At 27.3% G+C, this 13636-nt stretch carries 14 protein-coding genes; 12 read left to right on the top strand and 2 right to left on the bottom strand.

Features of this window, described 5'->3' with window-relative positions:
• From SPJ33_RS03030 to scpB, 9 genes are all read left to right on the top strand, one after another.
• On the top strand, positions 1-2088 hold a 2088-nt coding region (locus SPJ33_RS03030; RefSeq protein ID WP_321116501.1), incomplete at its 5' end, for an HsdR family type I site-specific deoxyribonuclease.
• Positions 2089-2309: 221 nt separating this feature from the next.
• Positions 2310-2459: a hypothetical protein gene (locus SPJ33_RS03035; RefSeq protein WP_321116502.1), complete on the top strand. Its 150-nt coding sequence runs from the start codon at positions 2310-2312 to the stop codon at positions 2457-2459.
• 213 nt (positions 2460-2672) lie between these two features.
• Complete coding sequence (locus SPJ33_RS03040) at positions 2673-3950, top strand: DUF1002 domain-containing protein (protein ID WP_321116503.1); 1278 nt, start codon at positions 2673-2675, stop codon at positions 3948-3950.
• Between the two features lie 74 nt (positions 3951-4024).
• On the top strand, positions 4025-4543 hold the full coding sequence (locus SPJ33_RS03045) for an NUDIX hydrolase (RefSeq protein ID WP_321116504.1): 519 nt from the start codon (positions 4025-4027) through the stop codon (positions 4541-4543).
• A gap of 158 nt (positions 4544-4701) precedes the next feature.
• The gene (gene spoIIM / locus SPJ33_RS03050; protein ID WP_321116505.1) at positions 4702-5337 is read left to right on the top strand and encodes a stage II sporulation protein M; all 636 of its coding nucleotides are present in this window, start codon (positions 4702-4704) and stop codon (positions 5335-5337) included.
• Between the two features lie 83 nt (positions 5338-5420).
• Positions 5421-6299 (top strand): tyrosine-type recombinase/integrase, encoded by an 879-nt coding sequence (locus tag SPJ33_RS03055; protein WP_321116506.1) that lies wholly within the window; start codon positions 5421-5423, stop codon positions 6297-6299.
• A gap of 163 nt (positions 6300-6462) precedes the next feature.
• Complete coding sequence (locus tag SPJ33_RS03060) at positions 6463-7668, top strand: D-alanyl-D-alanine carboxypeptidase family protein (RefSeq protein WP_321116507.1); 1206 nt, start codon at positions 6463-6465, stop codon at positions 7666-7668.
• Between the two features lie 109 nt (positions 7669-7777).
• Positions 7778-8533: a segregation/condensation protein A gene (locus SPJ33_RS03065; protein ID WP_321116508.1), complete on the top strand. Its 756-nt coding sequence runs from the start codon at positions 7778-7780 to the stop codon at positions 8531-8533.
• A complete protein-coding gene (gene scpB / locus SPJ33_RS03070; RefSeq protein ID WP_321116509.1) occupies positions 8520-9128 on the top strand; it encodes an SMC-Scp complex subunit ScpB in 609 nt (202 codons plus the stop codon). The genes SPJ33_RS03065 and scpB overlap by 14 nt, the downstream gene beginning before the upstream one ends.
• A gap of 50 nt (positions 9129-9178) precedes the next feature.
• Here scpB and ytfJ read toward each other — a convergent pair whose 3' ends face one another.
• Together ytfJ and SPJ33_RS03080 are read right to left on the bottom strand one after the other, a co-directional pair.
• Entirely contained in the window at positions 9179-9664 is a 486-nt protein-coding gene (gene ytfJ, locus SPJ33_RS03075; RefSeq protein WP_321116513.1) for a GerW family sporulation protein, read from the bottom strand.
• Complete coding sequence (locus SPJ33_RS03080) at positions 9657-10247, bottom strand: DUF2953 domain-containing protein (protein WP_321116510.1); 591 nt, start codon at positions 10245-10247, stop codon at positions 9657-9659. Before SPJ33_RS03080 ends, ytfJ begins: the two co-directional genes overlap by 8 nt.
• A gap of 113 nt (positions 10248-10360) precedes the next feature.
• Between SPJ33_RS03080 and SPJ33_RS03085 the strand changes: the two genes are divergently transcribed.
• The 3 genes from SPJ33_RS03085 to SPJ33_RS03095 form a co-directional block, all read left to right on the top strand.
• Positions 10361-11449 (top strand): D-alanyl-D-alanine carboxypeptidase family protein, encoded by a 1089-nt coding sequence (locus tag SPJ33_RS03085; protein WP_414627199.1) that lies wholly within the window; start codon positions 10361-10363, stop codon positions 11447-11449.
• A 121-nt stretch (positions 11450-11570) separates the two neighbouring features.
• Positions 11571-12560, top strand: a complete 990-nt coding sequence (locus SPJ33_RS03090) for a sulfide/dihydroorotate dehydrogenase-like FAD/NAD-binding protein (protein WP_321116511.1) — start codon at positions 11571-11573, stop codon at positions 12558-12560.
• The coding region (locus SPJ33_RS03095) for an FAD-dependent oxidoreductase (protein ID WP_321116512.1) at positions 12557-13636 on the top strand (1080 nt) is incomplete at its 3' end. The genes SPJ33_RS03090 and SPJ33_RS03095, both read left to right, overlap by 4 nt.

Genomic DNA, 13636 nt, shown 5'->3' on the forward strand with positions numbered 1-13636 from the left:
ACTATATTAGTTATTACAGATAGAAATGATTTAGATGGTCAATTATTTGGAACTTTTGGTGAAGCACATGAGTTTTTAAGACAAGAACCTGTTCAAGCTGAAAGTAGACAAGATGTTAAAAGATTATTAGATAATAGAAAAACTGGTGGCGTAATCTTTTCAACTATACAAAAGTTTGAAGAAGAAACTGGTCTTTTATCTGAAAGAAGAAATATTATTGTTATGGTTGATGAAGCTCATAGAACTCAATATGGACTTGATGGAAAGGTTGATTTAGAATCTGGTGAAGTTAAGTATGGATATGCTAAATATTTAAGAGAAGCTATGCCAAATGCTACATATATTGCATTTACAGGAACACCTATTGAAACTACTGATAAATCAACATATGGAGTATTTGGAGATCTTATAGATGTATATGATATGACTCAGGCTGTAGATGATGGGGCTACAGTTAAGATTTATTATGAGTCAAGACTTGCAAAGGTTAAGCTAAATGATGCTATGCTCCAAAGGATAGATAATGAATATTGGAATATGCAAGTTAATGAAGGTGTTGAAGATTATGTTGTAGAAGCAAGTCAGAAACAACTAAGCAAGATGGAACAGATTATTTCTAGTGACGATAGAATAAGAGAACTTATTAAAGATTTAATAGCTCATTATGAAGAAAGAGAAAACCTTGTTAAGGGTAAGGCTATGATTGTAGCATATTCTAGAAAATCTGCTTTTAAAATGTATAATGAAATAATGAAGCAAAGACCAAAGTGGAAGAATAAAGTAAAGATGGTTATGACAACAAATAACCAAGATAGTGAAGAGATGGCTAAGCTTATAGGTAATAAAAGTTATCAGAAAAAACTTGAAAAAGAATTTAGAAATGAAAATAGTGAGTTTAAAATAGTTATTGTTGTAGATATGTGGCTTACAGGTTTTGATGTTCCATGTCTTGATACTATGTATATAGACAAGCCAATGAAAGCTCATAATTTAATGCAAGCAATTGCAAGAGTAAATAGAGTTTATCCAGGAAAGACTGGAGGACTTGTAGTAGATTATATTGGCATAAAGAAAGAACTCTTTGATGCATTAAAGACTTATACTACAAGAGACCAAGATAAAATACAAGAAAATGAAGAAGGTAAAAAAATTGCACTTGATATAGTTGAAGTGCTTAGAAATTTATTTCATTATTTTGATTATAAAGACTTTTTTAAAGATTCTGATAAAAGAAGATTTGAACTTATAAGAGATGGGGCAGAATATGTACAAGAAACAGAAGCTCGTAAGAAGATGTTTATTACTGAAACAAAGAGATTAAAAGATGTATATAAGATATGTGTAAGCTTATTGAGTAAGGAAATTAAAGATGAAATAGCATATTTTATAGCTGTAAGAAGTTTTGTAATGAAAACAACTAAAGAAGGGGTACCAGATTTAAAAGAAGTTAATAAGAGGATATCTGATATGCTCGAACAAGCTATAGTAAGTGATGAAGTATTAGCTCTTACAGAAGCTGGAACTAAAGAAACATTTGAACTACTAACAGATGAAAATTTAAATAAACTTAGAGCATTACCTCAAAAAAATATGGCAGCTAATATATTAATGAGGGTAATGAAAGAAAAGATAGCTGATGTAAAGAAAACTAACTTAGTTGTAAGTAAAACCTTTAGCGAGAGATTAGAAAAGATTATTGAAAGATATAACAATAGAAAAGTTGAAGAGGATGTTTATGAGGTACTAGAAGAGTTAGTTAAATTTAAGCATGAGCTTTTAGATGCTATAGAAAAAGGACATCAAGTAGGATTAACATATGAAGAAAAAGCATTTTTTGATGTTCTTACATCTGATCCAGAAGTTATTAATGAAATGGGAGATGATATTCTTATAAAGATAGCAAGAGAACTTACCAAAACAGTAAAGCAAAATATGACTCATGCTTGGTATGAAAAGGCACAAGCACAGGCTAAAATGAGAAGTGTTATAAAGAGATTACTTAAAAAATATGATTATCCACCTAATAAGAGTAAAAAGGCTATAGAAGATGTATTAGAACAAGCAAAACTTCAATGTGTAAATATGTAAAAGGGTTTATAAAAAGCACTTATATTTAATAAAATATAGGCGCTTTTTTATTTTATTTTAAATTTTTGTTTTAATAAATTAATAAAAAATATATTATACATTTATATAAAATACTCGTAAATGATAATTTATTATAAAATTAATACCATATATTTACAAAATATAAAAAATGTAATATAATATACATAAATTAAAATATATGGAAAAAAGAGGGGATTTAAATGAGATTAAATAAGGCAACATGTGAGTGTATAAGAGATGAAGTGAAAAATTTAGGGGACGATGTCTACATAGATTTAGAAGATGAAAGCGGAGTTATAACTGTTATATCTGGGAATTATACAATAAAGGTAAGGGTAAATAAGAAATAATTAATATAGATAAAAATATAAAATAATAATTTAAGGTATTAAAAGGATTTAATTTAAAAGGGTAAAAGGGGAACTTATTTTATAAAAAATAGGTTCTTTTTTTTATAAAGTAAAATGATTAAGAATTATTTAATGACTTATTGCTAAGATAACACTATAATATATTATAGTTAAAAACATTTTACTAGAAAAAATAGAATGGAGAGTATATAAATGAAAACTAAAAAAATAGTTTCTATAATAGCATTATCAACAATAATAGCAATAGGAAGCAGTACATTTGCTTTTGCAGATCAATTTAATGTAGTAACTCTTGGAGCTAATTTAACTCAAGAGCAAAAGGATAATATGCTTAAGTATTTTAATGCTAAAGAAGGAACTTATCAATTAATAACAGTAAATAATAAAGAAGAGAGAGAAGCATTAAAAGGAATTGCAAGTGAAGCTGAAATAGGAAATAAGACTATATCATGTTCATATGTACAACCTACAAAAGAGGGTTCTGGAATAAATGTTAAGACAGTAAATTTAACTTGGGTAACAGCATCTATGATATCAAATACTTTAGTAACAGCTGGAATAAATGATGCTAATGTAATTGCAGCAGCACCATTTCAAGTGTCTGGAACTGGAGCATTAACTGGTATCTTAAAAGGGTTTGAGGATTCAACAGGAGAAAAGCTAGATTCAGAAAAGAAAGAGCTTGCTAATAAAGAACTTGTAACTACAGGTAACCTTTCAAATGATCCAAACATAGGAAAAGATAAGGCAGCAGCTGTAGTTAATGATGTAAAAACTCAAGTTATAAAGGATAAAGCAGAAACTCCAAGTACAGTAAACAATATAATAAATAATGTAACTAATAATTATAATATAAATCTTACACCACAACAGGAAAAAGAATTAAGTGATCTTATGGTTGACATAGGAAAGCAAGGTTATAATTATGATGAAATGAAAAATACATTAAATAATATAGGAAACAACATTCAAAATGTATTAGAAAGTTCAGGACAAGCTATTAAAGATTCAGGATTCTTCCAAAATCTATGGGATAATATAAAAGGATTCTTTAGTAATAGTAAAGAAAAGTTAGAACAAGAAAATAGTGATGCTGGAATATTAAATCAAACTAATAATGCAGCATTAGGTGATAATGCAATAGTTACAGGAACAAATACTGAAATCCAAGAAAATGGAGAAGTAGGTAGTAATGAAGCTCAAACAAATGGAACTGAGAATAATAAGGCAAATAATAATGAAACTACAGAAAATAATGCTGATTTAAATAATAATTCTACACAAGATAAAGAAGGTATATTTACTAAATTTATGAAATGGCTTAAAGGATTATTTAATGGGGATTCAAATAAAGACTCTAATACAGAGCAAAATACAAACACAGATAATAATACAAATGTAGATCAAAACTCAAATACAGATCAAAATACAAGTAATTCAAATGAAAATTCACAAACTACAACAAATTAATTTCCTAAATTTGTGATACAATTAATATAGATACTAAATAAAATATGTAATTGTATTAATAGGAGGAAAGATATATGGATTTAAATGAAAAGATAATAAATGAAGAATTAAAGTATGAAGGTAATTTTTTAAAGTTTGTTAGTATAGATGTTGAATTACCAGATGGAAATAAAGGTAACAGAGATGTTATAAGACACCCTGGTGCATCAGCAGTACTTGCATTTTTAGATGAAGAAACAGTTTTATTAGTAGAACAGTTTAGAGTTGCATTAGATAGAGTTTTACTTGAAATTCCAGCTGGAAAATTAGAAAAGGGTGAAGATCCTAAGGTTTGTGCTTATAGAGAACTTGAAGAGGAAACAGGATATAAGTCAGAAAATATAGAATACTTAGGAACTATTGCAACTGGAGCAGGATTTACTGATGAACAAATACACATTTATAAGGCTACTAACCTTTATAAAGGGGTAAAAGGCGGAGATGAAGATGAATTTATAGAAGCTAAGCCATATAAATTAAAAGAAATAAAAGAAATGATAAAAGATGGAAGAATAATAGATACAAAGACAATCTCTGCATTTATGTATTTATAATATTATGTATAGTTTGTTTTAAAGAAGTAACTTTTAATAGAAGTTACTTCTTTTTTGTTTAAAAATACTTATATTTACATATTTTTAGTTAAGTTTTAGGAATAAATTACTAAAAAATATCATAGTATTATCTATAATAACTTTAGGAGGATAGAAAGATGAAAACTTTAGTTAAAAAAATAGGTGATGCATTTGAAGAACAGAAGTTATATTATTTGTTAGTGCTATTGTTTTTCTGTGTTGGAATTGTACTTGGAGTTTATGCAGTAAAGAGCATGAATCCTACAAATAGACAAGATTTAACTAGTTATTATACAAGTTTTATAAATAGTATAGGAAAAAAACCAGTAGATTATGGAACATTGTTATTAGAAGTTGTTAAGAAGAATATAATTTTAATAGTACCAATAATCATATTTAGTTTCACATTTTTTGGTAGCCCTATAATATTAGCATTAGATTTAATTAAAGGATTTACTATAGGATATACTTTTACATTTTTGTTAACTACTTTTGATGGACGAGGTTTAGGAATTGCATTAAGTTCTGTGATACCACAAAATATCATTTATATTCCAGGGATTATTGCTCTTAGTATCATGGCACTTAGCATTTCAACGATAAAATTTAAAGAAAAATTTATTAGAAAAACTCCAATAAAGAATTTAATTTTAAATAAGGGAGGCATAAATATATTCATAATATTACTATGTATTATAGTGATAGGTATGGTAGTAGAAACTTATGTATGCCCAAGCATTATTAAATTTATAATAACTAAATTTTATTTATAAAAAATAGGTAATCAAAAGAAAATAAAAAGGAAAATAGGAGAATTTGTCGAATGTATATAATAGTAATGGTGTAGGAGAGAATAATGTTAGAAATTATAGAGAGTTATAAGGAGTACTTATTAGATAACGAAAAAAGCGAAAATACTGTATATGCGTATGTTACTGATGTTAATCTTTTCATTAAATTTCTTAAACTTAAGAATATGGAACTTTATACAACAGATAATATAGCTATTACAGAATATATTCAAAATCTTTTAGATGGGGGGAAATCTGAAAGATCAATAAACAGAATAGTTATAAGTTTAAGAAGCTTTTATGGATTCTTAAAGATAAAGGGAAAGATAAATGATATTCCTAAAATAACATATAAAAGCAGTAGGACAAGTAAAAAATTACCTCAGATTTTAACTATAGAGGAAGTAGATAGAATAATTAAATCTGTAGATAAAAATGGAGTTAAAGGCATAAGAGACAATGCATTGCTTGAACTTATGTATGCAACAGGAATGAAGGTATCTGAGCTTATTTCATTAAATGTTGAGGATATAAATTTAGATCTTTCTTTTGTAAAGTGTACTGATAATAAACACTATGAGAGATTGATTCCAATAGGAAGAAGTGCAACTAGGGCTCTTGAAGAATATATTTTAGTTAGAGATGAAGTTGCTGAAAACGGAGTTAATAAGTTATTTGTTAATTTAAATGGAAAAGGATTAACAAGACAAGGAATATGGAGAATTGTTAAAGAATATTCTCATAAAGCTGGAATAAAAAAAGATGTAAATTTAAATACCTTTAGACATTCATTTGCTGTTCATATGTTACAAAATGGTGCAAATGTTAGGGCGGTTCAAAAATTATTAGGTAATCAAGTATTAACTTATATGGATACTTATTATGAAATAATAAATAGTGATAAAATAAATTTAGTATATAAAAATGCACATCCTAGAGCATAAAGTTTAATATAATAATGATTGTGTTTTAAAAGAAGTTAAATTTAGATATTTAGCTTCTTTTTATTTTAAAAAGTTTTGGATTTTAAATACAAATTATATAAGAAATAACTAGTGTTAAAGTTTTTCTTAATGGTAACAATAACTTTGAGAGGAGGATAAATATATGAAAAATATATATAAAAAATTAGCGCAAATAGTGAGTATAGCATTATTAATATTTACGTTGCCATTATCATCTATTAGTGCATTTGCAAAGGAAGAAAAAGAAGAGAAAGGTGGAATAAATATAGAAGCAAGATCAGCATTACTTCTTGAACCAAAGAGTGGTAAGATTATATATGAAAAAAATGCTGATGAAAAATTTGCTCCAGCTTCTGTAACAAAGATAATGACTATGTTACTTGCAATAGAAGCTGTAGATAGTGGAAAAATAAAGCTTGATGATAAGATAACATGTAGTGAAAATGCTAAAAAAATGGGTGGTAGCACAATGCTACTTGATACAGGAGAAATTAGATCTGTAGAAGATATATTAAAAGGAATTGCTATTGCATCAGGTAATGATGCAGCTGTAGCTATGGCAGAATATTTAGGAGGATCTGAAGATAGTTTTGTTGAATTAATGAATAAAAGGGCTCAAGAATTAGGTATGAAAAATACAACTTTCAAAAACTGTAATGGTCTACCAGCTGAAGGTCATGTATCAACAGCAAGAGATATCGCATTAATGTCAATGGAATTATTAAAGCATGAAAAGATATTAAAATATACTGGTACATATATGGAAACAATATCTGAAGGAAGAAAAACTCCAATAGAACTTGTAAACCATAACAAACTTGTGAGATTCTTTAAAGGTTGTGATGGATTAAAAACAGGATATACATCAGAAGCAAAATACTGTATATCGGCTACAGCAACAAGAGATGGAGTTAGAATGCTTTCTGTAATAATGGGAGCACCAACTTATAAAATAAGAAACAGAGATGCAGGAATGTTATTAAATTATGGTTTCTCTAAATATGCTGGTAAAAAGGTAGTTTGTAAGGATGAAGAAATAGGAAAAGTATTTATGGGAGAAAAAACTGATAAATACTTTATAGCAAAAGCTAAAGGAGATTTAGTTGCTATATTAGAAAAAGGTAAACAAGGCAATGCTGAAAAGAAGATTAAGATTGATGAAATAAAAGATAAATATAGTGCTGGCGATGTAGTAGGTAAATGTGAAGTATATATTGGCGAAGATAAAGTTGGAGAAGTAGATATATATACAGATAGAGATATTAAAAAACCAAACATAGTGGAAAAGGTTAAATTTAAGGTTAAAAATATTTTATCTAAGGAAGATGAAGAAAGCACAGAAAAATAGTCTAAAAGGAATCATACGTGTTTGTATGGTTCCTTTTAAAATTTAATTTAAAAACAAGATTTTTTAGTGTATAATTATAATGTTATTTTGCTCGAAAGGTGGAAAAAACATGGGATTACCTAAGATAAAGGTAGCAGATTTTGAAGGTCCATTTGACCTGCTTTTGCATCTTATAAAGAAAAATAAGATGAATATAAATAATATTGAAATATTTAAAATAACAAGTCAATATCTAGAGTATTTAGATAATATGAAAGAGATGGATCTTGAAATAACATCAGAATTTATAGTTATTGCAGCTACATTAATAGAAATAAAATCTAAAAGTCTTTTACCTAAACCTAAAGTAAAAGAAGAGCATGAAGAGGATATAGAAAAAAATCTTGTTGAAAAGTTAGTTTTATATAAAAAGATAAAAGCTTCTACGGAATATTTTAAATCAATATCATTAGATACTGGAGTTTCTTATTCAAAGAAACCTGAAGTGATTGAAGAAATAAAAGAAGAAAAGTTAAGTAATGATGATATATTTAAAAATATTACATTAATAGATTTATATAATATGTATAATAAGCTTATAGAAAGTTATATAGGTAAACAGAATAAAAATAATGTTATTCAAAGAAATATAAAATCAGATTTATATAAAATTGAAGATAAGTATGATTATTTGCTTAAAGTTTTAAAGGATAAAAAAATACAAAATTTTAATGTTATCATGGATGAATGTGAAAATAAATTAGAATGTGTAGTAACATTTTTAGCTTTATTAGAGCTTATAAAGCAAAGAAAAGTAAAGGTTTATCAAACAACGAATTTTGGAGATATAATGGTTAAAGGATGTGAAGAAGATGGAAACAGTTAGCATAGATCAATTTGAGTTTAAGGGACTATCTAGAAAAGAACCTATTAAAGCAATAATTGAAGCATTATTATTTGTAAGTGGAGAGCCATTATCTTTAAGAGATATAGCAGTAAATTTAGAGATAACACCTAAATATGCTGAAGAGATTTTAGGAGAAATGATGCTTGATTATGAAACAGGAAATAGAGGAATAAAGCTTATTGTTTTAAATGGAGCATATCAATTAGTAACAAAAAATGAGTATAGCGAATATATTCAAAAACTACTTAAAAAGAATAAAAGACAATCTTTAAGTCAAGCATCTTTAGAAAGTTTATCTATAATAGCTTATAAGCAACCTATAACTAGAGTAGATATTGATGAAATAAGAGGTGTTAAATCAGAAAGTGCAATACAAAAGTTGGTTGAAAGAGATCTTGTTTCTGAAGTAGGAAGACTTGAAGTTCTAGGAAGACCAATTCTTTATGGAACAACAGATGAGTTTTTAAGACAATTTGGATTATCTACTTTAGATGAGTTACCATCTTTAGATTTATTTGGTGATGATGAAGAGGAATTAATAGAAGAGATTGTACTTGATACTACTGAAATTTAAAAACATTGCTACTAAATTTGTAGCAATGTTTTTTGTTTAATTTTTTAAATTTATGTGAAACTAATGTTATCATCTTCGCAGTTATTAGAATATGTAGTAGAAACATTAGAAGAATTAGCTTTAGAATTATTTTGATGACATTTTGAATCATCTTTATTACAAAAAGCATCTTTAAGCATTTCTATTACTTGAGGAACTGTATCTACAATTCTATCATAAGTAGTATCTTGTTCAACTGGTAAAAGTCTAACTGAATTTTCTTTAACAACTAAAAATGCAACAGGTCTTACTGAAACTCCAGCTCCAGAACCACCACCAAAAGGATAATTAAATTCTTCATGATGAGATATATTATCGTGTGAATTAAATTCAGTTCCTCCAGATGCAAATCCAAAAGAAACTCTTGAAATTGGAATTATGTATGTTCCATCTCTAGTTTCTACGGCATCTCCAATTATAGTATTTACATCAACCATATCTCTTATATTTTCCATAGTGCTTTTCATTAAATTTTCAATTGGATGTTCTCTACTCATAAATTTCCCTTGCAAGGGACACCTCCTTAGATTTTAATACTGATTTTATAAATATTATAAATATATAAATAACTTGCCCTAAAGAAATAAACATTATACTTTGAAAATAAAGTTCAACAAATTTAAGATCTTTAAAAACAGGGTTTACTGGTAATTTTGACTTTTTTATCTTAAAAAATAAAAGCAAAAATTTATAAAAAATAGGAAGAAAATAAGAAATAATGCCTAAAAATAAAGCTGTATTACCTGCATCCCCTAAAGAATAATCTGCATAACCATTGAATTTTAAAATAGGCTTAAATTTATTTTTTTTAAGTTCTTTAGTTATTATGCTTAAAAATACTTTAGATTTAATTATTCCGCTAAACTTATCTTTAAGATTAGATTTTTTATATTTATTTATAAATAATTCTGTGAATTTAGTGGTTTTATCTGCATTAATTTTATCTTTTTTAGAAATTATTTTGCTTTTATATAATTTTATATAATAATCTTCGTTAGAATAGAAAATACTAATCTTAATAGGGATTGGAATTAAAAAAAGCATAAGTAAAATAATTAGCAAAAAAATCAATAATTTCATTTTTATCCTCCATACAATATTAATATTATGTTCAGCGATTAGGAAAAATATACTACTAGCTAAACTGAATATTCATAAAAATTTTTTGCAAAATAAGTTATAGAGGTGATTTTATGAGAAAGCTTAAAAAATATATAGGCTTTATGTTTGCATTTTGTTTAGTATTTAATATGATATCAGTTCAAGCATTTGCTTCTAAAAATGATAAATTAAGAGTTTCAGCACGTAATGCTATTGCAATAGAAAAAGAAAGTGGTCAAATTCTTTTTGAACAAAACGCATATGAAGTAGTACCTATGGCAAGTACAACTAAGATATTAACAGCACTAGTAGCTATAGAAAATGGTGATTTAAATAAAGAACTTGAAGTATCAAAAAATGCAGCATCTATTAGAGGTTCTAAAGTTGGCTATAAAGCTGGAGAAAAGATTACATTAAGAGAACTTTTATATGGACTTATGTATAAGTCAGGAAATGATGCAGCTATTACGATTGCAGAAGGTTTAGGCGGATCAATTGAAGGATTTGCAGAAATGATGAACCATTTTGCAAAAAGTATAGGTATAATAGATTCTCATTTTCAAACACCACACGGATTAGATAAAGAGGAACATTATTCATCTGCATATGATTTAGCACTTCTTGCATCAAAGGCAATGGATTATGATTTATTTAGAGAAATAGTAGGAACTAAAGAAATAAAAAAGACAAGATATAATTTTACAAGAGATTATAATAATATAAATAAAATTCTTTGGAAAATACCAGGAGCAAATGGCATAAAAACAGGATATACAGGAGGGGCAGGAAAGTGCCTAGTATCATCTGTAAATTATGAAGGAAAGGATATAATAATGGTTGTTCTTAACTGTCCAGATAGATGGAATCAAACAGAAAAGATATTTAATTATGTTAAAGATAGATATGCATTTAATTCAAGCACTACAAAACAATTAGTACTTAAAGATGGAAATAAGGTATTAAGTAGCTTAGTAAAAGATGAAAAGGTAACAAATGCGTTTTCTCAAGAAAATACCCAATATGAAGTGGATGTTTTTAAGCCTTATTCAGATATTAAAGAAGGAGAAATAATCGGTTGTTTTAAAATTCAAGAAAATAATATAAAAAAGATGGAGCATCCTTTGATTTCTTATAAAGAAATAACAGGAGCAGATTTTATAAATATGTTAGATATTAAATAGGATTAGAGATTGTATATAAGTTGTTATTTATATACAGTCTCTTTTTTATAGTATAGAAAAATGTTAACAAATTAAATTTATAACATATTCTATTATAAGAAGTAATTTTTAAGGAGTAACAATGATTAGAGAAGCAACAGATTGCATTGATGCAGGAAGTGAATTTTGTCCTTGTAAGCTTGCAGAAACAGGTGAGTGCATAATTTGTTCACAGATGCATGGAAAATGTTTTTGTGATTGTTCAAATTGGAAAGGAGTTTGTATATATCAAGAATTTTTTAATAATGGAATGAAAGCAAAAAAAGGAAGAGATAAATATAGCTCTAAGATACTTAGCATAGATAATTATAAAAATGATTTACTACTAATTAAATTAGATGTACCTCATAAGTTATCTTTGCAACTAATAAATCCAGGAAGTTATATTTTTGTATGTCCTGATGAAAATATGTATTTTGATATACCAATTTCAATCTTAGAATCTGATAGTGATAAAAATATCATTACATTAGCAGTAGAAGTGCGTGGAATAAAAACAAAGAAATTATTAGATTTTAAAGAAGGAGATAAAATCAATATACGTGCTCCTTATTGGAATGGAGTTTTTGGAATTAAAAATATAGAAAAACAAAATGGAACAAATTGCTTAGTTTTAGGAAAAGGAATAGGTCTTGCACCTATGATTCCAGTTATAAGAAGACTTAAATTACAAGATTGCAATGTTTCAGTTGGTATAGATTATAGCAGTTTGGATAAAGAATTTATAGATGAATTTATTTCTAAATATGATACAAAAAATAATGAAATAAATCTATTAGATAAAGGGGAATTAACTAAAGAGTGTAAGAAATTAATTAAAGATAGTTTAGATTCTGGAACAAATTATATCCATACAGCTGGAGCTGATATTTTAAGCTTAAGGGTTATAGAGTTTTTAGATTCTTTAAATAGAAAAGATGTTTTATTATCATGCTGTAATAACTTTAAGATGTGTTGCGGTGAAGGTATTTGTGGAGCATGTACAGCTAGATACAAAGGACATAGAGTAAAAAGATTTTGTAAGGTTCAAACAGATCCTAGAAGTATTTTTGAAGAAAGGAGATTAATATGAAGGTAGTTGTTATAGGTGGAGGATGGTCTGGAGTTGCAGCAGCTATAACTGCAAAGAAAGCAGGTGCAGATGTTAGTATATATGAAAAAACAGATCTTTTACTTGGACTTGGAAATGTTGGCGGAATAATGAGAAATAACGGAAGATATACAGCTTCTGAAGAACTTATAGCATTAGGTGCTGGTGATTTAATAAACTTAACTGATAAATACTCAAGACATAGAAATATAGATTTTCCAGGACATAAACATGCAAGCCTTTATGATGTTAATTTAATTGAAGGTGCTGTAAGAGAATATGTAGAAGATATGGGAATAGATATTTTTGCAGAAACACGTGTTAAGGATGTAGATTTTGATAATGGAAAAATAAAAGGAATAATATTAGCAGATGATACTTACGTTAAAGGGGATGTATTTATAGAAACAACAGGATCTACAGGACCTATGGGTAATTGTTTAAGGTATGGGAACGGATGTTCTATGTGCATATTAAGATGCCCAGCCTTTGGACCTAGAATTAGTATAAGTGAAAGATGTAATGTGTGTGATATCCAAGGAGAAAGAAATGGAGATGAACTTGGAGCATTTTCTGGATCTTGTAAACTTGCAAAAGAAAGCTTATCAAAAGATATAAGAGATGAACTAGATAAAAATGGAGTTGTTATATTAAAGGTTCCAAAAGAAGATGTAAATTACGATAAATTAAATAGTAAGGTATGTCAACAATATGCATTAAAAGAATTTGCTGAAAATATTATACTTTTAGATACAGGACATGCTAAGTTAATGACTACCTATTATCCATTAAAGAAGCTTAGAAAAATTAAGGGATTAGAAAAAGCAAAGTATGTAGATCCTTATGCAGGAAGTAAAGGGAATTCTATAAGATATCTTTCTGTAGCGCCAAGAAGTAACGATATGAGAGTTGATGGAGTACAAAATTTATTATGTGGTGGAGAAAAATCAGGACTTTTTGTTGGACATACAGAAGCTATATGTACAGGAAGTCTAGCTGGTCATAATGCTGTAAGGCAAGTTATGGGAATGCCTTTATTAATACTTCCAAGAAGTCTT

The sequence above is a fragment of the Clostridium sp. genome, assembly GCF_034179595.1.
In the GTDB taxonomy this organism is placed as follows: Bacteria; Bacillota; Clostridia; order Clostridiales; family Clostridiaceae; genus Clostridium.